The sequence below is a fragment of the Sediminibacterium sp. FW305-C-49 genome, from assembly GCF_058231085.1.
Map to the genome: position 1 here is coordinate 551,981 of NZ_JBIQXS010000002.1, position 22,957 is coordinate 574,937.

The window sequence follows — 22,957 nt, forward strand, 5'->3', positions numbered from 1 at the left end:
ATTTTGGTCATCTGTTCTAGCTGACAGGGAAATGTGAGGGTGCAACCATAATTCTTCGAATTGCTATCTGCCGTCATTAAATATACTTGTTTATTGATCCTGTCGGGCATTTCTATAGCCATACCTGCACAATACAGTGGATCATTCATCAGTATCTCCGAAGCACTCGTTAATAATGAAGTAACATCTGTTATACAGGATAAAAACGGATTTATCTGGTTGGGGACACGTGGTGGATTACAGCGATTTGACGGATATGAAATGAATTTGCTTAAAAACGATTTTGGAAAAGGAAATAATCTGCTCAGCCAGTCGATAGAAGTATTACAAAATGGGAAGCAACACAATATATGGATCGGAACAAAATCCGGAGGTCTGAGTTCCTATCATTTGAAAACAGGTAAAATTACCAACTACATAAACCGTGCAGCCGGCAAAAACGGGTTTAATGGAGACTATATTTTATCCATACTTGATGCCAACGAAGAAAAATTGCTGATTGGAACCTGGAAGGGTTTTCAATACATGAACAAAAAGAATCGGGAATTCACCATTATCAATACAATTTGGAAAACATTTGATATTCAAAGTGATGGAGGAACAGGCTATTGGTTGGCAACCAGCCAGGGCTTGAAACATATCAACCAGCAATTGCAAAATGATTATTCCAATGATTTTGGTAAACCCGGTATTAATATTACTTCCATTGTAAAAGATGTGAAACGTAATTGTTTGTGGCTCGGAACCTGGGATCAGGGACTAATAAAATTCGATTTAACAAATAAAACCTTTATCAGTTATCGCCACGAAGAGAAAGACCGGTACTCACTTAGTTCTAACAACACCTATCGTTTATTACTTGATTCAAAAGGTGCCATTTGGGTAGGCACATGGGGAGGAGGTTTGAACAGGTTAAACCCTGAAGCAGGTACGTTTGAGAAGATAGAACTGAATATTCCTGGATTATATACAAATGATAATCAGATCATACTTACTATCATGGAAGATCCGTCCGGCTTATTATGGGTTGGTACGGATGGTGCAGGCGTCTTTAAGTTTGATTTACATCAAAAGAAATTCATCAATATCGGATACGAAAAAAAGGGGAATGGGTTAGAGGCCAGCACACATGTTTTATCTGTTTTTGTAGATCGTTATCATAAGTTATGGATAGGAACAAAAGGGGGAGGTATTCATTATTCGAATGACTGGAAACAGTTTCAAACATTAAACTTTTCTCAAAAGCCAATTTCTTATCCGGGCACAACGGTATATGAATGTCGTTCTTTTCTGGAAGCAGATGGTTATTTGTGGATAGCTACCAATAAGGGATTAATCAGAATAGAGAACAAAGAAAAAGGGGCAGGGAAACACGATCTCTTTGTTCCGGACCGACAGAACAAATATTCCATTAGTGGAAGGAAAATTAATGCACTCGTAAAAGATGCGAACGGTAAAATATGGATTGGGACCCAGGAAAACGGGTTAAGTTGCATTGTTGGTTATGATAAGAATAAACTGCCCATATTTAAAAATTATCTTCCCGATTTCGGCAATAAAAATGCTTTACAAAATGAAAGAGTGAGCAGTTTATTAATCGACACAAAAAAAAGATTATGGGTCGGTACATACAAGGGTCTGCATTTATATAAGCCCGAGTCAGATCATTTTCAGGCGTTCTTACAAACAGGAGAAATCAATAAGAGTATCAGCAACAATACTGTGTTATGTCTGACCGAAGATGAGAAAGGTAATATATGGGTGGGTACGCAATCGGGGCTGAATAAAATAACGGCTGTTAATGACGAAAAAATGGAAGTTGCAGCTTATACAGTAAGGGATGGTATTCCTAATGATTACATACATGCTGTTTTACCTGATTCAAAGGGTTATATATGGGCAACAACGAATAAAGGAATCATCAGGATATGTAGAGATAAAAATAGTTTTGCAGTATTTGACAAGCGAGACGGGATACGATCGGTTGTTTTTTCGGAAAATGCTTCGTTTAAAGATCCGGAAGGCAGATTATTCTTTGGGGGACTCGAGGGCGTAACCTTTTTTTACCCGGATAGTATTGAGATCAATCGATTTACTCCGCCTATTTATTTTACCAATCTTACAATTAACAATCGCCCATATGAGTTCGGCAAAATAGATTCCGATAGTACAATCCTGGATAAACCTTTTTATGAAACGGAAGGAATTACACTCAATCATGAGGAGAATATTTTCTCTATTGAGTTTGCTGCTCTTGATTATCATGCACCTGATAAGAACGAGTATATGTATAAGCTGGAGGGATTTAATAAGGATTGGGTAAATGCGGGCAACAGCAGATTGGTTTCTTTCACCAATTTAAAAGCGGGTACGTATTACCTGAAAGTAAAAGCTACGAATAGTGATAAAATCTGGAACACGCAATTTAGACAATTAAAAATAAACATATTACCTCCGCCCTGGAAAACCTGGTGGGCCTATTCAATATATGTGTGCATTTTCCTTTTACTCTTATGGGCAACCAGATACCTGGGGCTTAGACAGGCCGCTCTTAAAAACCAGTTGATCCTGTCGAGGGTAGAGAGACAGCAGGAGAAAAAATTATCGGATTATAAGGAACAGTTGTTTACCAATATTTCTCATGAGTTCCGCACACCTTTAACGTTGATTCTTGGACCACTGGAAGATCTATTACAAAGAAAAAAACTTGAAACCCTGGTAGAGAAAAACCTGAAGCTGATACAAAAACAATCGAAGCGAATGCTTCGTATGGTGAACCAGTTGCTTGATTTTCAGAAGGCTGAAGCGGGTAGTATTCGTTTGACAGCTCAACCGGGAGAAATAGTTTCTTTCTGTTATGATGTCTTTTCTCTTTTTGAAGAGGAAGCCAAAAGAAAAAATTTACAGTACTCATTTGAGTCAGATGAAAAATATTTATCTTTTACTTTCGATCATAATAAACTTGAGATTGTTGTTTTTAATATGTTGTCTAATGCGTTCAAGTTTACTCCAGCCGGCGAAAAAATTACATTATCCATAAAGCGTTTAGATCAGCAAACTTGTCAGATCATAGTACAGGATACAGGGATGGGTATCCCTATTAATGAGCAGAAAGATATATTCAATCGTTTTTTCAGAGGTAAGAAGGAGGATGCTACCACCATTTCAGGAACAGGAATAGGTCTTTCTTTTGTGAAGGAACTGGTAGCTTTACACGGTGGATCAATTGCGGTTGAAAGCGATGGGGTTAAAGGGAGTATCTTCACTGTAACACTACCTGATCAGGTAAGTACAGAATCAGCAATCCTTCAAACAGACGGATCGAATATTAATAATGCCAATCAATTAGTAGAAACATCTGTAAATCCAATAGCCATGCAAGAAGAAACGGAACAGTTTGCAAACGAAACAGAGCAGCCTATCATTCTTGTCGTTGAAGACGAATCTGATATGCTGCAATACATTTATGATATTATAAGCCCTTCTTTTAAAGTGGTTACTGCTGTTAATGGTGTAGAAGGCTTGCAAAAAGCTATGGAAACCATTCCGGACCTCGTGGTGAGCGATGTAATGATGCCTGAGATGGATGGAATTGAATTGTGTAAAAAACTAAAATCTGATAAAGTAACATCGCATATACCAATTGTTCTTCTCACAGCATTGTCTGATATGGCACATCACCTGCAAGGAATAAGGGAGGGTGCAGATGTGTATCTGCCCAAGCCATTTAATTCTCAGTTACTGCTGGTGCATATTCATAACCTGATCAATTCCAGAAATTTGCTAAAAGAATTGTATGCAAGAAAAATATTTCTGGGATCCAGCAATTTTGAAATTCAGTCATTTGAAGAAGAGTTTCTCTTTAAACTGGTAAAACTGGTGGAAGATAATATTTCCAATAGCCAGTTTAATAACGATGAACTGGCAAACCTCATGTTCATGAGCAGGTCAACTTTTTACAGAAAACTAAAAGCGGTTACCGGGATGTCAGGAAACGAATTTATACGAACTACAAGACTCAATTATGCCGCAAAACTCTTATCCAGTGGTAAATACTCAGTAACAGAAGCCGCTTTTGAAGCCGGGTTTAATGATATCAAGTATTTCAGAAAACGTTTTCAGGATCAATTTGGTGTTACACCTTCTGAATACAAGTAAAGGGCATTAGTGCGGGGCCGGGTATTTGCTACAAACGACCCCTTAATTTGAAAATTACAGGTCTTTCTGATGTAATAATTTTAGCAAGTGCATTGATAATACCATATTATTCTTTGTGGATCTAACCATATGATTTTTAAAAAATGGAAAAAAAGATTGTTGCTGCCTTGTCTACCAGTATAGTATTACATAAAACCAGGAAAATGAAGAAGATTAACTGTCTATTACTCTTCATATTGTGCCTGCTGTTACCGTTTGTAACAGTAAAGGGACAAAATGCTGCTACGTTAAAACCCAATATTATACTGATCTATACCGACGATCTGGGTTATGGAGACCTTGGCAGTTATGGAACATCAACTATTCCCACACCCAACTTAGACAGGTTGGCCAAATCAGGAGTTCGGTTTACCAATGCACATGCTACATCTGCCACCTGTACGCCTTCGCGCTTCTCTTTATTAACAGGAAAATATGCATGGAGGAAAGAAGGTACAGGTATAGCGCCGGGTGATGCATCACTCATTATACCACTAGCCACTAAAACATTACCTGGAATGTTGCAAAAAGCCGGATACCATACTGCCGTAATTGGCAAATGGCACCTTGGATTGGGTGATGAAAAAGGAGCAGACTGGAATGGAAAAATTACACCGGGGCCAAATGAGATCGGGTTCAACTATTCTTTTCTGATTCCTGCAACAGGTGACAGGGTGCCTTGTGTATTTGTAGAAAACAATTATGTGGTCAATCTCGATAAAAATGATCCCATAATAGTAAGTTACAAAGCACCGGTAGATCCATCAGCACCCACAGGAAAAGCAAATCCTGAATTACTGAAAATGCATCCTTCACATGGACATGATATGACCATTGTAAACGGCATAAGTAGAATAGGATATATGACGGGTGGAAAAGCGGCACTATGGAAAGATGAAGATTTTGCGGATATACTGGTGCAGAAAGCAAATGCATACATCTTGCAACAAAAGAAAAATCCTTTCTTTTTATACTTCTCTACCCACGATATTCATGTACCCAGAGTGGCACATCCACGTTTTGCAGGGAAAAGCGGTAAAGGACCAAGAGGTGATGTTTTATTGCAATTGGACTGGACCGTAGGAGAAATTGAAAAGACATTAAAGGCAAATGGATTACTGGAGAACACTCTTATTATTTTCTCAAGTGATAATGGCCAGGTAATAGATGATGGCTATAAAGACGATGCTGTAGAAAAATTAGGCGACCATAAACCCAATGGTATATATAGAGGTGGCAAGTACAGTGCTTTTGAAGCCGGGACACGGGTGCCGATGATTGTAAGCTGGAAAAACGTAATTGAAAGCGGTAAAGTTAATAACGCCCTCTTTAGCCAGATTGATCTTTACGCCAGCCTGGCCAGTTTAACAGGTGTTACCATTGAAGAGGGACAGGCACCTGACAGCAAGAATAATTTACCAGTTCTTTTAAATAAGAGTGAAGTGCCCCGTACTTTTTTGGTAGAACAGTCATTGAATTCTACATTGTCACTTATTATTGGAGACTGGAAATATATTGAACCGTCTAAAGGACCTGCTATCAATAAAGATACCAATACAGAATTAGGTAATCTACCACAGCCACAGTTGTATGATTTGTCAAAAGATCCGGGTGAAACAAAAAACCTGGCAGATCAGTTTCCGGGTAAGGCAAGTGAGATGAAGCTGATGCTTGATTTGATCAAACAAAATAAAAAATGACCGTAAGAAAGGAATTAAGTAATATTTGCCACAAGCTGCAGTTAACTTTTTTTTTGTTGATGCTGGTGTATATGTTTACAGTGTCCTGTAATTCACAAACTCAAGATACACCAGATCAAAACAAAAAAACTGAACTGTTGAGCTGTGTTCAGGTTCCTGTTCGTTTTGGAGCAAAGCCCGGTGATGCCGGTATTCTGGTGTTTAAAGATGATCCATCATCATCAGAAATGGTATTAATTCCCGCTGGAAAATTTGAGATGGGTGGCGACAATGATCAGGCTTCACCAGACGAGTACCCCAAACATACTGTAGGGATTGATTCATTTTATATGGATGTTACAGAAGTAACAAATGCACAGTTTCAGAAATTTGTTGAAGCAACCGGATATATCACAACGGCAGAGCGTAAACCTGACTGGAATGAACTAAAAAAAACCTTACCACCCGGTACACCTAAACCAGATGAGTCATTATTAGTACCGGCTTCTCTGGTGTTTAAGCCTGCAAATGGCCCTGTCGATTTACAGGATTATTCACAGTGGTGGAGTTGGGTAGAAGGTGCCAATTGGAAACACCCGGAAGGTCCGGGCAGTAATTTAAAAGGAAAAGAAAATTATCCGGTTGTTCATGTAAGCTGGTATGATGCCATGGCTTATTGTAAATGGGCGCGCAAAAGACTGCCTACAGAAGCAGAATGGGAATATGCAGCAAGAGGTGGTATGTTGAATAATATTTATCCCTGGGGAAATGAACATATACATAAAGGTCAGCCTAAAGCAAATAGTTGGGAAGGGAACTTTCCTTACAGCAACGAACAAAAAGATGGCAGTTATAAACTGGCACCTGTGAAAAATTATATCTGCAACCAGTATGGATTATTTGATATGGCAGGTAATGTGTGGGAATGGTGTAGCGATTGGTACGATCATAATTACTATCATTCATTGGATAAAAAAATGACCAGCAACCCAAAAGGTCCGACCAAAAGTTATGATCCGGCTGAACCATTTGCCGCTAAAAAAACATTAAGAGGCGGAAGTTTCATGTGTAATGATAGTTATTGCAGTGGTTATCGTGTAGCACGAAGAATGAAGAGCAGTCCTGATACCGGACTGGAACATACAGGTTTCAGGTGTGTAAGAGAGGTAAAGGGTAAACACGCGGACGCCGGTACAAAGAAAAATTAGGATGAAAAATTATGTATAAAGCAAGCTTTATTTCTAGTGTCATATTCTTTTTTTGCTTTGCTGTATCGGCACAAACGCAAAAGAAGAAACCTAATATTGTGATCATACTCGCCGATGATCTGGGATGGTCTGATTTGTCCTGTTATGGAAGTAGTTTTTATGAAACGCCAAATCTTGATAAGATAGCTTCAAAGGGAATAATGTTTACACAGGGCTATGCCGCAAGCCCGGTATGCAGCCCCACCAGGGCAAGTATATTGACTGGGAAATATCCAAATAAAACAGGTGTTACTGATTGGATTAAAGGAAGGCAGGAGGGCGGTAAAGCAAGACCTTATGAAAAATTGATTGGCCCTGAAACAGCTTACCAGCTTCCATTAGAGGAAAAGACAATAGGGGAGTATGCACAGGACAATGGGTACAAAACTTTTTTTGCAGGCAAATGGCATTTAGGTGAAACAGAAAACACCTGGCCTGAGTACAATGGATTTCCCATCAATAAAGGTGGATGGAGTAAAGGAGGACCTACAGGAAGAATCAACGACAGTACTGGCGGTTATTTTCCACCCTATCATAATCCAAGATTAGCAGATGGCCCCAAAGGAGAATACCTGACGAATCGTTTAACCGAAGAATGTTTACAATTTCTGGATGCTCAGCAGGATGAACCTTTTTTACTGTTTTATTCTTTGTATGCTGTACATAATCCATTACAGGCCCCGGATAGTCTGGTGAAGAAATATAAAAACAAACAGCAACAATTGGGTATACAGCCATCTCAGCGATTTGCAAAAGATGAACCATGGATGAAACATGAAAATGAATGGAAAAGAAGGCTGGTGCAGGATCATCCTGTGTACGCAGCGATGGTAGAGAATATGGATTGGAATATCGGAAGACTGCTGAGTAAACTGGAGCAGTTGGGTATTGATGAGAATACATTGATCATTTTTACTTCTGATAACGGAGGATTAAGTACAGCAGAAGGAAGTCCGACAACCAATACACCACTCAGGGCTGGGAAAGGCTGGCTTTATGAAGGAGGTATTCGAGTACCGATGATACTATACTGGAAGGGAAAAATGAAAGGACAGCAAATTGTAACAACCCCTGTCATTTCAAATGATATCTATGCCACAGTAGCAAAAGCCATCAATCAACAGTATGTATCCAGAGGTATTGATGCTGTCGACCTGCTTCAGTTACAAACAGCCAAAGAAAAAGCGGAAAGAGATCTATTCTGGCATTATCCGCATTATAGTAACCAGGGAGGAAAGCCCGGTTCTGCTGTACGGGAAGGAAATTATAAGCTTATTTATCACTATGAAGATGCCAGTAGTGAACTATATGATCTGGCAAGTGATTTTGCTGAAAAAAATAATATCATTTCAACGCATACAGACATAGCTGAAAAGATGAAGGCTAAGCTTTTTAAATGGCTGGAAGAAACTAAATCGTTATTGCCAAAGAAAAATCCCGGATATATCAATCCAGATACGAGAATCAAATAGTATTTTTTTAAATAACAACTTTGTTTAACAAAAGCAGTGCTTTATGGGGTTGCTTCAACAAACCAGACCTTTAATGTACTAATATCCTTAATTAGAGGTCTTAAAATGTTATGAACTGAATACACCTCTTTTTTGGTGCAACCGCATACCAGTGAAGTAAAATAAAGTTATTTACTTAGTCTTTGTAAAAAATAAGCCTAAACCAAAACAAATAACGATGCTTTTGCCAAAACGAAACCTACGTCCCAGAATAGGTTTATTCATTTTCCTTCTGTTTGTTTCTGTTACTGTTTTTTCGCAGGCTGTTACTGTAAGTGGCAGCGTTGTGAATGCTGCAGATAACTCGCCTTTAGCGGGGGTATCTGTTCAGGAATCCGGGAATAGCAAAGGAACTACTACCAACCAGAAAGGGGAGTTTACTTTAACCGTATCAAAGTCAAAACCTGTATTGGTATTTAGTTATGTGGGCTTTCAAACCAATACCATTACATGGGATGGTGCTGCTGCAATTAAAATTATAATGGATCCTGTTGCATCAACATTACAGGATGTAGTGGTGGTAGGTTATGGTGTGCAGAAAAAAATTAACCAGACAGGTGCTGTACAAACGATGAAACTCGATGATGCAGTGAACCAGCCGGTTACTAATTCCGGTCAGCTCATGTATGGAAAATTTTCTGGTGTACAGATTACACAGGGAAGCGGGTTACCAGGTGCTGATGCCTCATCCGTAACCATCAGAGGTGTAGGAACATTTGGATCAACTGCACCCTTGGTGGTTATTGATAATATTCAATACACGGGTCTGGAAACTTTTAATAATTTATCTCCGGCTGATATAGAATCTATCTCTGTTTTAAAAGACGCTTCTGCAAGTGCTATTTATGGTGCAAGAGCGGCAAATGGTGTAATTGTGGTTACCACCAAAAAAGGCAAGAGCGGATCCATGAATGTGGTGTATAATAGCTACACTGGTTTCCAGAAAGCAACAGTAGTGCCTAAATACCTTGACGCAGTTAACTATGCTAAACTTAAGAACGAAAGAGATATTAACCAGAATGGAACCACAGCGCCTATCCGTTATTCTGATGCAGAAATACAATCTATGGCAGATGGTACTGATCGCGACAGGTACGCAAATACAAACTGGGCAAAAGAAATTCTTCGCAATGCACCTATTCAGAGTCATTACATCGCCTTTTCCGGAGGAACAGAAAAACTAACTTATCGCGCATCACTGGCATACCTTGGTCAGGAAGCAATTGTAAAAGGTAAGTTCAAATCGGATCGTTATAATATTTCACTGAATATTAATTCAAAGCTGAAAGACTGGTTGACGATTTCCAATGTAACAAATGCTTACTGGACTAAATTCAAAGGCCCGGTAGGTGGTCCGGATGCCATCACTGGTGAGACAGGCATTATTAACCAGTTTCAGCGATCTGCACCTACTGTGCCTGTTTACTATTCAAATGGTGAATACGGGGTGGTGGATGGTTCTTACTTAAAAGTAAATGCCAGCTTCCCGATTACACACCCGATCAGAAGGGGGTTCCTTGGAGATTATAAAAGCGACGAGATTAATATATCCGATCGATTTGGGATAAAAGTTGACTTTACCAAAGAACTTTCGTTTGAAACAAGCGGAAGTGTGAACCTGAATTATTCGAATGTGTCTAATTTCAGTCCAACCGCTAATTTATACGACTGGGCTGGTAACCTCGTACAACAGAATGCGGTGAATTCACTTACCAATAATACCAGTTTTAATTACAGATTGCTGAATGAAAATCTTCTTCGCTACAACAAGAAATTTGGTACGAAACATGATTTATCTGTTTTATTGGGACATTCACTCATCTACAACAGAAATGATGGTTTTTCAGGTTCATTGCAGGGCTTTCCATCCAATGCCATCCAGGAGTTTGATGGTGGCGGAGTGCTGAATCCAAGTGTTTCAGGTAGTGCTGCTGAAGAAGCTGTGCAGTCCTTCTTTTCAAGAATCAATTATGGTTACGACGGTAAATACCTTTTCGAATTCAATATCAGAAGAGATGGCTCTTCAAAATTTGGTCCTTCAAACCGGTATGCTACATTCCCATCAGCATCTGCCGGATGGAGAATTATCGAAGAACCATTTATGAAAAAACTAAGTTGGTTATCTGATCTGAAACTGAGAGGAAGCTGGGGTATTACGGGTAACGACAATATTGGTAACTATATTTTTGATCAGACCTATAATACAGGATTGGATTATTACCTGGGAACAAACACCATTGTGGGTGCAGTTGCGGTAACCAGACTGGCCAATCAAACCATCACATGGGAAACCGTTGAACAATTTGATATTGGACTCGATGCAGGCCTGTTCCGGAATCGACTCACTTTATCTGCAGACTATTTTGAAAGAAAAAGTACAGATGTGTTGTATGGTAATTTCCCGATACCGAGTACCATCGGTGTAACCAATCTGGCTGCTCAGAATGCAGCAAGTATGTTGAACAGGGGGATAGAATTTTCTGCTAACTACCGTGGAGCTTCTAAAGGATTTAATTACAGCATTGGTGCAAGCCTGAGTAAGTTCGCTGATAATAAAGTAACAGGGCTGGGCGATAAAGGATTAGAAACCATTAATGCGGAAAGCATTGTAAGAATAGGTTCACCTTTTAATGCGTATTACGGCTATCAAATTTTAGGCATATTTCAATCTGCCGCCGATGTAACAGCCGCTCCCAGACAGTTTGGAAGCGTAAGAACGGCACCCGGCGATTTTCAGTATGCTGATTTATCTGGCCCTGGTGGAAAACCTGATGGTGTGATTGATGCATTCGACAGAACAGTAATTGGTAATCCTTTCCCTACCATGCTTTATAACTTCAATACAAACCTGAGCTATAAGGGAGTAGATATGAGTATTCTTTTTGAAGGCGTGAGTGGTATCGACAGATTACTGAACGACAACGGACAGTTGCCATTTGAAGGGGACCGGAATAATGTACTGACTTACTGGATCGATAGATGGACACCTGCAAACCCATCAATTAAATTACCAAGAGTGGGTGGACAAAATAACCAGGTGCCTTCTACATTTTATATTGAAGATGCATCCTACCTGCGGTTGAAAAATCTGGAACTGGGTTATACATTACCGGTTTCCATGACACAAAAATTTGGAGTATCGAAACTCAGGTTTTACCTGGGAGCACAAAACCTGCTCACGATTACCAAAATGAAAAACTTTGATCCGGAAAGGGCAAGAGGAGGAAATACAGATCAGTTAACACCACTCTATAAAGTTTACACATTTGGCGTAAATCTTAAATTCTAATTCTAATGAAAAAGCTAATCATCATAATTGTAGTTTTTGTATTAACAGGTTGTTCAAAGAGCTTCCTGGATAAACGATCACTCACTCAGCTCGGAGAAGCGAGTTTCTGGAAAACCGAACAGGATGCCGTATTGGGCGTAAATGGTATCTATGAAGTATTGCAGGACCGTATTCTGTATAGCGGTAACCTGAATGGAAATGCAGGCATGCCTATGTACGATACTTTTGGGGATAATGCCTATAATTCTTTCAAGTTCGAAGGCCCCGGAAATTTTATGGCGGCTAATATTGATCCATCTAATGCTTTTTTCAGTGCATTATGGTCATCACTCTACAAAGGTATTGCAAGAGCCAACAACGCACTGGAGAATATCGAAAAAATTCCTGCCGCGAATATTTCAGATTCCAGTAAAAAGGCGTTGAGAGGACAGGCACTCTTTCTTCGATCATTATTCTATTCTCATTTAGCTGTTTATTTTCAAGATGCTCCATTGGTATTAAAAGTGCAGACGCTTGACGAAGCATATGTTATGAAAAATACCTACCAGGAATTATCAACCCAGATTATTGCAGACCTTAAAACAGCAATAACATTATTGCCGGTTAGTTATACTGCCAATCAGTATGGTTATGCCACCAGGGGTGCAGCTCTTGGGTTATTGGCCAGATTTCAATTATACAATAAGGACTATCAGGGTGTGATGGAGTCTACGAACACATTGCTAACATTGGGATATACACTTAATAGCAGTTACACACAGCTATTTACAGAGCAAGGAGAGTTTTCAAAGGAAATTCTTTTTTCAGTAAGATTTTCCCAGGATGCATCTGATAATGGCGAGTTATTCTCAGGCACTTTTCTGGCGGCACCTAAAGTAGACCAGCAGCCCATGCCGAATCTGGTAAGGGATTATTATTGTACCGATGGAAGACCCATTACTACATCACCTTTATATAATGCATCCAACCCCAAAGCAAACAGAGATTCAAGACTAGCGGCATCTATTTATTTCAGGAATGATATTTTTATTACAGATCTGAACAGACCGTTTACCGGGAATACAGCTACAGGATTTGGTTTGAAAAAATATATCCGTGCTGCTTCTTCAGCAACTGGTATTGGTGTATTTAATCCAGGTGGACAGGATTTTATTGTACTGCGTTATGCCGATATATTATTGATGAGAGCAGAAGCCATGGTAGAACTGAACCAGCTTTCAGGTGTGTACGCACTGGTTAACCAGGTAAGAGTAAGATCTGGTATGCCTACCGTTGAAGCTGCCGAAGGAACTGGACTGAGCCAGGCTGTTTTAAGAGACGTTGTGCGACACGAAAGAAGGGTAGAACTTGCTTTTGAAGGACTTCGATTCTATGATTTAAAAAGATGGGGAACCATTCAACAGTCTTTCCAAAGAGTAGCAGTAGATAATATAGCAGGTTATGGTGCAACATATCGTAATGCGAAATCTGAAGTGTTCCCGATTCCTTTAAGTGAATTAAATGCCAATGCCAAACTGATACAACACCCGGCATGGCAATAAATAATCAGGTTCTGTGAAATATATATTGGTAGTACCGGTTCAGTACAACTTCGTAGTTGTAATACTGGATTATTACTCAATAACGAACCGGACATATTTAGTCATAAACTATTTAGCAGAAAAAAAAGTACAGGTTAATGCCTTCTATTTTAGAAGGATGGTATTAACCTGTGCCATACCAAACCAGCATGAATAAAGTTACAGACAGAATCAGGTCCGCATTCAAGGAATCCTTCGACGATGCCGGTGAGCCTTTAGTAGTGCGTTCACCCGGAAGAGTAAATATCATCGGAGAACATACCGATTATAATAGCGGATTTGTATTACCTGCTGCAATTGATAAAGCTGCCTATATAGGTATTTCGTTGCGCAAAGACAATGAAATACATCTGGTGGCTGATGATTTGAATGAAAAATTTTCAATTAACGTCGATGACTTAAAACCCATCGGCGATGTTAGCTGGCCCAATTATATGTTAGGTGCTGCTGCGCAGTTCAGAGACATGAATAATCAATTTCAAGGGTTTAATGCTTTGCTCACCAGCGATGTGCCTATTGGAGCAGGGCTTTCATCATCCGCAGCGGTAGAATGTGCTACCGTATTTGCATTAAATGAACTGTTGTCAACAAGCATTGACAGAGTAGACATGGTGAAAATGGCACAGAAAGCCGAACATGAATTTGCCGGAGTGATGTGTGGCATCATGGATCAGTTTGCTTCAATGATGGGTAAAAAAGATCATGTGATTAAACTCGATTGCCGGTCACTGTCGTATGAATATGTGCCTTTTTATTTAAAAGGGGTTAAGCTGTTGCTGTTAAATACAAACGTGAAACATTCACTGGCCTCCTCCGAATACAATACACGCAGACAGGAATGTGATATGGCTGTTGAAATAGTACAACAGCAAGAGCCTGAGGTAAAATCATTAAGGGATGTTTCGGAAGGGATGCTTAAGCAGTATCTGGCTGCGGATCACCCGCTGATCTATCAGCGAAGTTTATTTGTTGCTCAGGAGATTAAAAGATTGGAAGAAGGTTGTACGGATTTGCAGCACGGGAATCTCACAGCCCTGGGTAAGAAAATGTTTGATACACATGATGGATTAAGCCGTATGTATGATGTGAGTTGTAAGGAATTGGACTGGCTCATCGATTTTGTAAAAAACAGAAAAGAAGTGATTGGTGCCAGGATGATGGGTGGCGGTTTTGGTGGATGCACCATTAACCTGGTAAAGGAAAGTGAAATAGACCGGTTGTTGTCAGAGATCACACCGGCTTATGAAGCCGAAATGCAGCTTCCATTAAGTAGTTATATCGCATCCATTGAAAATGGAACCGAAATAGTTCAATATTGAAATCATGCAGCATTTTGATTTAAAAGAACATTCACATACCCGCTACAATATTCTTACTGGTGACTGGGTATTGGTATCTCCTCATCGCACAAAAAGACCATGGCAGGGGAAGGTTGAAACTGTAAGCAACAGTGAAAGACCTGCATACGATCCTGCATGTTATTTATGCCCGGGCAATAAAAGAGCAGATGGCAGCTCAAACCCGCTATACGTTGAACCATTCACTTTTACCAATGATTTCTCAGCGTTATTGCCAGATACGCCAGAAGGTGCTATAAATATAAATGACCTGATTAAAGCAGACAGTGCAAAAGGGAAATGCAGGGTAATCAGTTTTTCACCCGATCATAGCCTCACCTTGCCACTGTTGAGTGAAGAACAGCTATATAAAGTGGTTGAATGCTGGTGTAATGAATTTACAGCTATTGCTGCAGATCCAACCATTGCGTATATACAGATATTCGAGAATAAGGGCGATATCATGGGGTGTTCAAACCCACATCCACATGGACAGATATGGTCGCAGAATGCTATTCCATTGGAGATATATAAGGAAACGCTTCAGCAACAAAAGTTTTATCAGGAAAAACAGCAAAGTCTTCTTTCCAGCTACATGGAACTGGAACTGGAACTGAAAGAACGAGTTGTTATCGAAAACGAAGACTTTGTGGTATTGGTTCCGTTCTGGGCAATATGGCCGTATGAAACAATTTTGATCAGCAAAAGACATGTGATGTATGTTGATCAACTTACGAACGCAGAAAGAAAATCATTTGCAAGTATTATTAAAAAAATTACCACGAGATACGATAATCTCTTCAATATATCATTTCCTTATTCTGCGGGTATTCATCAGGCACCTGTAAACGATGGAAAACACCCTGAATGGCATCTGCACATGCATTTTTACCCACCCTTGCTTCGATCAGCAACAGTTAAAAAATTTATGGTGGGGTATGAGATGATGGCGAATCCACAACGTGATATCACGCCGGAATTTGCAGCCGCCAGGTTAAGGGAAATGACTGAAATACATTATACACAAGTGAACAGATAAATGATGCCTAAAATTTTGGTAACCGGTGGAATGGGTTTTATCGGATCACATACTGTGGTTGAGCTGATACAGTCAGGTTATGAAGTAGTCGTAGCAGACGATTTAAGCAATGCTGAAAATTTTATCCTGGACAGAATAGAAACCATAACAGGAAAACGACCTGTATTTTACCAGGTTGATGTGACGGATAAGCAATCAGTTCGTCATCTTTTCAGCACTGAAAAAAATATTGAGCTGGTGATTCATTTTGCAGCTTATAAAGCTGTAGGGGAATCATATCACCAGCCCCTTAAATACTATAGGAATAATTTAATATCACTCGTAACTGTTCTGGAGACAATGCAGGAGTTTCATTGTAACGGAATGGTGTTCTCCTCCTCTGCAACTGTGTACGGTGATCCGGATCAGGTACCTGTACGTGAAGAAGCTCCGTTAAAAAAAACACTTTCTGCTTACGGAAGTACCAAACAAATGGGTGAAGATATTCTCGAAAAGACGGCTGCTGCAGGTTTGATGAATGTGATATCACTTCGTTATTTCAATCCTGTCGGGGCTCATTCTTCGGCTTTGATTGGGGAATTACCCAAAGGAGTACCCAATAACCTGATGCCATACATCACACAGGTAGCAGCGGGTGTGAGAAAACAATTAACGGTATTTGGGCATGACTATGATACAGTAGATGGTACATGTATAAGAGATTATATCCATGTTGTAGACCTGGCAAAAGCACATGTGAAATCATGTCACAAGTTACTGGGGTTTCAAAATAAAGATTCATATGAAGTGTATAATATAGCAACGGGTAAAGGCATATCCGTTTTTGAATTAATCAAAGCATTTGAACAATACAATCAGGTGAAAGTGAATTATGTTTTTGGAGAAAGACGTATGGGTGATGCAATGGTTTTATATGCCGACCCGGCAAAAGCCAAAACCGGTTTAGGGTGGGAAGCAGAACTCGGGCTTAAGGAAATGGTTAGTTCAGCATGGGCATGGCAAAAAAATATTGTTGATACAAATATGTAATACTAATCACATGAAACTGCAAATCATCGATTACCTCATCATTGCCATTTATTTTCTGTTCGTAATAGCCATTGGTTATATGCTCAAGAAGAAAGTGAAAACCGGAAATGATTTTCTGATGAGCAACCGTAGTATTCCATTATGGATCACTTCGCTCGCTTTTATTTCAGCAAATTTAGGTGCACAGGAGGTCTTGGGAATGGCAGCCAATGGTGTAAAATATGGATTATATACAGCTCATTTTTACTGGTTAGGTGCGGCACTTGCCATGATTTTTCTCGGCATTTTTATGATGCCGTTTTATTATGGCAGTAAAGCAAGATCTGTACCTGAATACCTGGCTTTAAGATTTGATGAAAAAACAAGGGGATTGAATGCCATTTCCTTTGCTGTAATGACGGTATTCTCATCAGGGGTATCATTGTATGCCTTGGCCATGTTATTACAGATTACACTGGGATGGGATTTTGACCTGTCTATTTTTCTTGCAGCAGGTATTGTGCTTATTTATACTTTTCTGGGTGGACTAACCAGCGCTGTTTACAATGAAGTGTTGCAGTTCTTTTTGATTGTACTGGGTATAGCACCACTTATTATATTGGGCATGGATAAAGCAGGAGGTGTTCAGGGTATTATTGCCAATGTAGAAGATGCAAAATTGCATATATGGAAGGGAATGGGCAACGCTGCCACCAATCCAATGGGAGTTGATGCTTTTAGCCTGGTGTTTGGTCTCGGCTTTGTGCTGGCATTTGGATATTGGTGTACCGATTTCCTGGTGGTACAGCGAGCCATGATTGCAAAAAACCTCAACGAAGCACAGCGAACACCCATTATTGCGAGCATGCCAAAGATTATGATGCCCGTCATTGTAATTTTACCCGGTATTATTTTACTGGCGCTGCAAAATCAATACAGCGGCTATGAATTGCCTGTAAATGCATCCGGCGATACCGATTACAATATGGCATTGCCTGTATTATTATCAAAATTGTACCCCAACGGCATACTTGGAATTGGAGTTACTGCATTAATTGCATCTTTCATGTCGGGAATGGCGGGTAATGTAACGGCCTTCAATACTGTATTTACATTCGATATTTACCAGGCATACATTAAAAAGAATGCATCCGATAAACATTATTTGTTTGTTGGAAAAGCCTCTACAATAGTTGGTATTCTTATATCCATTGGAACAGCTTATATAGCCCGCAGCTTTAACAGTATCATGGATTTATTACAACTGGTGTTCAGTTTTGTGAACGCCCCATTATTTGCTACTTTTTTCCTGGGAATGTTTTGGAAAAGAGCAACGGCAAATGGCGCATTCTTTGGTTTGCTGGGAGGAACAATGGCGGCTGCCATTACACATGGGTTAACCACAGCAGAAGGCAAAGGGGGATGGATTGCCAATATTCATCAGTATTATTCAGGAACAAGTCATGCATTTAATATCGCCTGGATTTCTTTTGTTGTTTGCTTTATCATCACAGCTTTGGTGAGTTTGGTTACAAAACCAAAACCCGAAGAAAGCCTGGTAGGGTTGGTGTATAGCCTCACAAAACAGGAAAAAAGCAAAGAAAAAATCTGGTATAAGAACCCACTCATCATTGGTATTATTTTACTCGTAGTTACACTGGTACTGAATATTATATTTTATTAACCTTTTATTCTCCGTCTATGAAAAAACTGTTTGATCTCCGTTTTGTCATTGGTCTTTTTTTTCTGAGTATGGGAGTAATACTCATCACCTATCATTTTATAGCAGTAACAAATGCGTCTATGCATCCAACGGTGAATAAGTGGAGTGGTTTGGTATATCTTGTTTTTGGCATCATTATGATACGTCTTTCTTATTCCCATGCCTCCACATCAGAAGACTGAAGCGATTGTTCTACAAGCTTACCCTGCAGTGAAGTATAAAAAAAGATGATTGAGTAAAATCAATCATCTTTTATGCAAGAGTTTGATATTATAATATCTCTGGTTACTTAGAGAGGTATTGTTTAACAGATTGATGTAAACCACTACTTAGTGGTACTACAGGCAAGCGTACTTCATTCTGAATTAAACCCTGTTCAAACATAAATGCCTTAACACCAGATGGATTGTTTTCTGCAAACATCAGGTCATAGGCTTTTAAGAGGGGATCATTCAGTTGCTTGGCTGTTGTAAAGTCATGCTTCAATGCCGCACGAACCATATCGGAGAATTGTTTTGGGAAAGCATTGGCAGCAACACTGATAACACCATCCATACCACAGGCAATCTGAGCCATGGCAAGGGCATCATCGCCACTTACAACCAGAAAGTCTGATGGTTTATCGCGAAGGATTTCCATACACTGAACCATATCGCCACTGGCTTCTTTCATACCTGCTACATTGGCTATTTCATGCGCCAGTCGTAGGGTAGTAGCTGCACTCATATTGCGACCTGTTCTTCCCGGTACATTATATAAAATAACGGGTTTAGGCGATGCTTCAGCTACAGCTTTATAATGCTGAAAAATACCTTCCTGTGATGGTTTGTTATAATAAGGGGCCGCACTTAAAACGGCAGCCGCTTTATCCAGCGGAAAATAGCCTAGATCCTTCACTACTTCATTGGTACTGTTACCACCTACACCAACTACTACAGGAACACGTCCTGCTACTTTTTCAAAAGTATAGTTAACAATGTCCTTCTTCTCCTGTTTCTCAAGGGTGGGGGTTTCTCCGGTTGTTCCTAAAGTGATGAGATATTCTACCCCTCCACCAATCATAGCATCGATTACCTTACCCAGTGCATCAAAATCTACACTCAGGTCTTTATTAAAAGGTGTTACCAATGCTACCCCCGTTCCTCTCAATTGTGTTTGTAAAGACATTATCAAGACTCTTTTAAATGATGAAACTTACTTTCTTATTTTTTATTCCTTATTCCTTATTGGACATTTCTACCCCACTTCTTCCCAGAATCCCATCTTACCATATTTCTCAATACGGTTATTGATGCGTTGTGCCGGATCAATATTCCTGATTTCAGCCAGGGCTTTTACCAGGTACGATTTTAAAATATCAGCCGCTTCTGTATAATCCCAGTGTGCACCACCCAAAGGTTCATGCACAATTTCATCCACCAGTCCAAAACCCTTCATATCTGTAGCGGTGAGACGTAACTGTTCTGCTGCTGTTTCTTTTTTGTCCCAACTGCGCCAGAGAATGGAGCTACAGCTTTCAGGAGAGATAACGGTGTACCAGGTATTTTCCATCATCAGCACTTTATCGCCCACGCCAATACCCAGGGCACCACCCGAAGCACCTTCGCCGATGATCACTACAATCACGGGAACTTTCAGGCGAATCATTTCATAAATATTACGGGCAATGGCTTCACCCTGTCCACGCTCTTCTGCTTCTAATCCGGGGAAGGCACCCGGTGTATCTACCAGACAAATAACAGGTTTATTGAATTTTTCAGCCAGGCGCATAAGGCGTAATGCTTTTCGGTAACCTTCCGGATTGGCCATACCGAAATTGCGTAACTGGCGCAGTTTGGTATTGGTACCTTTCTGCTGACCAATAAACATCACAGTTTCTCCATCGAGTTTCGCAAAACCACCTACCATGGCTTTATCATCTTTAAAATTGCGGTCGCCATGGAGCTCTACAAAATCGGTACACATTTTATCGATGTACTTGAGTGTGTAGGGTCTGTCGGGGTGACGGCTCAATTGTACACGCTGCCAGGGTGTAAGGTGCCTGGTGATCTCTTTTCTTTTTTCAATGATAGAGTCCTCCAGTTGCTGGATGGTATTGGTGTAATCTATTTTAGGGTTCTTCTCGGCCAGTTTTTTGGTATCCTCAATTTGTTCGTACAGTTCCTTGATAGGGTTCTCGAAATCAAGGAATTGTCTGTTTGGGTATTGGGGCATAATGATCGTTTAGAGCGGTAAAATTAGGGGTTCAGATTTTTTCCTGAAAAGATTTGTTTATGAAAAGTCTTTACCCTTATCTTTGCCGTCCCGAAAACGGACTGAAAAGGATGTTTTTGAGGGTTTGGATCGGTAGTTCAGTTGGTTAGAATGCCGCCCTGTCACGGCGGAGGTCGCGGGTTCGAGTCCCGTCCGGTCCGCTCAGCTAAAAAAGCTGAAACCTTTGTGGGACGCTCAATGTAGCGTCCCACTTGCTTTTAAGGGAACCATGTTCCTCCTTCAAAAGTGGATTTATGTGTTATTGTGTGTGTTTTTCTGCATGATTTACCACACCCGTATCACTACCACACCACACCCAAAAAAGGAGAACATGAATAACTACAACATCTACCCGATTATTTTATCGTGGAAAACGAACAAGCAAGGCCTGGCGCCGATCGCAATCAGTTTTGATTTCAATAACAAGAAAATTGCCCAAAAGGCCACAGGCAAAAAGATCCCTCCGCAAATGTGGGATGCCGGTCAAAAACGGGTAAAGAGTAGTTACCAGGATGCTGTATTTATAAATGAAGTAATAGAGCTGCAACTGCGAAATCATAGAAGCTTTTTTCTGCGCAGGGAAGCCATGCAGTTGCCTATAAACAAGGAAATTATTCTACAATACGCAAGCCTTGAAAAGGGACTGCAGAGTTTTATTGACTATGCAGAATGGGTGATAGAAAACAAGCGCTTAAAAGATGGGAATCCGTATTCTGAAGATACTAAGCGTAGGTATAGGGATGAGGTAAAACGATTGGCAGAATATCAAGCAGAAATCGAGTTTAATAAAATTACAGTTGAGTGGCTTTTATCTTACAAATCCTACCTGCAGGATCCTCATGGAATAAAAAGAAAGGCCTTGCACCCTAATAGTATATGGAAAACATTTTCCTTTATGCAGATGGTGTATAAGGAAGCAATCAAAAACGGAATCATACTACCAGATAATAATCCATTCCCAAAATTCGGAGTCGGAACTTATGAGCAAGATGACGAAAAGATAAAGTGGCTTGAGCTGGACCAGGTTCAGAAGATTGAGGACACTCTGAATGAAAAGCGATATATAATGGAAGATATTACGTATCGCATTGGATGGAGATATCTGGCTATGTGTGTAACAGGTATGCGTATAAGTGATGCAATGCTCCTTGATGATATGATGTTTAATGATGCCGGAGACCTGGTATTCAAGCCGCATAAGACGAGACGTTATAATAACAAAGCTCAGGTGCCTATTGGAAATGAACGGCAGAGGAGATACATGGATAAAACCCTTTCTCTTCCTCTGCCGTCATCTGATGGGAAAAAATACCGTACTACATTCAACAATCACTTAAAGTTAATAGCTGCACATGCGGGACTATCGGTACATTTAACCTCTCACGTTGGCAGACATACAATGGGTTCTTTCCTTGTAGACGCCAACATCGAGGATGCTGCTGCAAAAGCAATTCTTGGCGTTAAAAGCGACAGAACTTTAAAGGTCTACCGGCATTTGAAACAATCAAAGCTGCATAGTGAAGCATCTAAACTCAATAACATTATGTGATCAGAGTACTATATCATTATCTGCAAAGCTGTAATAGCTATTCAGGCCGATGATAAGATGATCAACCAATTTAATCCCCAATAAATCGCATCCGTCTTTTACCCTCTGAGTTGTAACCTTGTCCCGTTCGCTTGGCTGGGTTTTGCCGGTTGTGTGGTTGTGGGCAATAATGATTTTTGTAGAACGGCTTGCAAGGGCAAGGCCATACAACAAAGCCTCATCAAAGTCACAAGAGCGATAAGATCCTGCTGCAAGAATCTTACATCCATGAAACAGTCTTGCGTTATTCATGAAGATAGCATAAACCTTTTCCTGCAAGTAGATGCTATCTTCCCAATAACGGGAAAACAAAGAGAATGCTTCATGGCTGTCTTTGACATACAAGTCAGTGGCCAGTGGTTTGAAGTCAACAGTCAACTGAGGTAGTTGTGCCTCCAATGGGAATAACTGAGGCGCCTGTGCGTTGTTTCGCTTCATTGTTGCTTAGAATTTAAGGGTTAGCAAAAGCGGGGGGATAACAATATAACACTCAACGAGTTAACTAC

Annotated in this window: 15 protein-coding genes and 1 tRNA gene; 13 read left to right on the top strand and 3 right to left on the bottom strand. The window is 40.1% G+C overall.

Annotated features, from left to right (window positions below):
• Positions 1–60 precede the first annotated feature (60 nt).
• The 11 genes from ACH3Z1_RS09790 to ACH3Z1_RS09840 all read left to right on the top strand — a co-directional run bounded on the left by ACH3Z1_RS09790 (position 61) and on the right by ACH3Z1_RS09840 (position 18,792).
• Positions 61–4,158, top strand: a complete 4,098-nt coding sequence (locus ACH3Z1_RS09790) for a hybrid sensor histidine kinase/response regulator transcription factor (protein WP_490821748.1) — start codon at positions 61–63, stop codon at positions 4,156–4,158.
• A gap of 203 nt (positions 4,159–4,361) precedes the next feature.
• Positions 4,362–5,897, top strand: coding sequence for a sulfatase family protein (locus ACH3Z1_RS09795; RefSeq protein WP_490821749.1), 1,536 nt, complete (start codon positions 4,362–4,364; stop codon positions 5,895–5,897).
• Positions 5,898–6,034: 137 nt separating this feature from the next.
• Positions 6,035–7,084 (top strand): formylglycine-generating enzyme family protein, encoded by a 1,050-nt coding sequence (locus tag ACH3Z1_RS09800; protein WP_490821750.1) that lies wholly within the window; start codon positions 6,035–6,037, stop codon positions 7,082–7,084.
• Between the two features lie 98 nt (positions 7,085–7,182).
• Complete coding sequence (locus tag ACH3Z1_RS09805) at positions 7,183–8,595, top strand: sulfatase (RefSeq protein ID WP_490821751.1); 1,413 nt, start codon at positions 7,183–7,185, stop codon at positions 8,593–8,595.
• A gap of 217 nt (positions 8,596–8,812) precedes the next feature.
• Positions 8,813–11,923, top strand: coding sequence for a SusC/RagA family TonB-linked outer membrane protein (locus ACH3Z1_RS09810; RefSeq protein WP_490821752.1), 3,111 nt, complete (start codon positions 8,813–8,815; stop codon positions 11,921–11,923).
• Positions 11,924–11,928: 5 nt separating this feature from the next.
• Positions 11,929–13,464, top strand: a complete 1,536-nt coding sequence (locus ACH3Z1_RS09815) for a RagB/SusD family nutrient uptake outer membrane protein (RefSeq protein ID WP_490821753.1) — start codon at positions 11,929–11,931, stop codon at positions 13,462–13,464.
• 188 nt (positions 13,465–13,652) lie between these two features.
• Positions 13,653–14,822 (top strand): galactokinase, encoded by a 1,170-nt coding sequence (gene galK / locus ACH3Z1_RS09820; protein ID WP_490821754.1) that lies wholly within the window; start codon positions 13,653–13,655, stop codon positions 14,820–14,822.
• Between the two features lie 4 nt (positions 14,823–14,826).
• The gene (locus ACH3Z1_RS09825; protein ID WP_490821755.1) at positions 14,827–15,879 is read left to right on the top strand and encodes a UDP-glucose--hexose-1-phosphate uridylyltransferase; all 1,053 of its coding nucleotides are present in this window, start codon (positions 14,827–14,829) and stop codon (positions 15,877–15,879) included.
• Between the two features lie 3 nt (positions 15,880–15,882).
• Entirely contained in the window at positions 15,883–16,908 is a 1,026-nt protein-coding gene (galE, locus tag ACH3Z1_RS09830) for a UDP-glucose 4-epimerase GalE (RefSeq protein ID WP_490821756.1), read from the top strand.
• Positions 16,909–16,918: 10 nt separating this feature from the next.
• A complete protein-coding gene (locus tag ACH3Z1_RS09835; protein WP_490821757.1) occupies positions 16,919–18,571 on the top strand; it encodes a sodium:solute symporter family protein in 1,653 nt (550 codons plus the stop codon).
• 17 nt (positions 18,572–18,588) lie between these two features.
• Positions 18,589–18,792, top strand: coding sequence for a hypothetical protein (locus ACH3Z1_RS09840; RefSeq protein ID WP_490821758.1), 204 nt, complete (start codon positions 18,589–18,591; stop codon positions 18,790–18,792).
• A gap of 103 nt (positions 18,793–18,895) precedes the next feature.
• Here ACH3Z1_RS09840 and dapA read toward each other — a convergent pair whose 3' ends face one another.
• Together dapA and ACH3Z1_RS09850 are read right to left on the bottom strand one after the other, a co-directional pair.
• Positions 18,896–19,777 (bottom strand): 4-hydroxy-tetrahydrodipicolinate synthase, encoded by an 882-nt coding sequence (gene dapA, locus ACH3Z1_RS09845; RefSeq protein ID WP_490821759.1) that lies wholly within the window; start codon positions 19,775–19,777, stop codon positions 18,896–18,898.
• A 69-nt stretch (positions 19,778–19,846) separates the two neighbouring features.
• Positions 19,847–20,824 carry an acetyl-CoA carboxylase carboxyltransferase subunit alpha gene (locus ACH3Z1_RS09850; RefSeq protein WP_490821760.1) on the bottom strand — a complete coding sequence of 326 codons (978 nt, stop codon included), beginning with the start codon at positions 20,822–20,824 and terminating at the stop codon, positions 19,847–19,849.
• Between the two features lie 126 nt (positions 20,825–20,950).
• Here ACH3Z1_RS09850 and ACH3Z1_RS09855 point away from each other — a divergent pair.
• Both ACH3Z1_RS09855 and ACH3Z1_RS09860 read left to right on the top strand, forming a co-directional pair.
• Positions 20,951–21,024, top strand: a tRNA-Asp gene (locus ACH3Z1_RS09855).
• Positions 21,025–21,194: 170 nt separating this feature from the next.
• On the top strand, positions 21,195–22,412 hold the full coding sequence (locus ACH3Z1_RS09860) for a phage integrase SAM-like domain-containing protein (RefSeq protein WP_490821761.1): 1,218 nt from the start codon (positions 21,195–21,197) through the stop codon (positions 22,410–22,412).
• Here ACH3Z1_RS09860 and ACH3Z1_RS09865 read toward each other — a convergent pair whose 3' ends face one another.
• Complete coding sequence (locus tag ACH3Z1_RS09865) at positions 22,413–22,889, bottom strand: JAB domain-containing protein (protein WP_490821762.1); 477 nt, start codon at positions 22,887–22,889, stop codon at positions 22,413–22,415.
• Between the last annotated feature and the right edge of the window lie 68 nt (positions 22,890–22,957).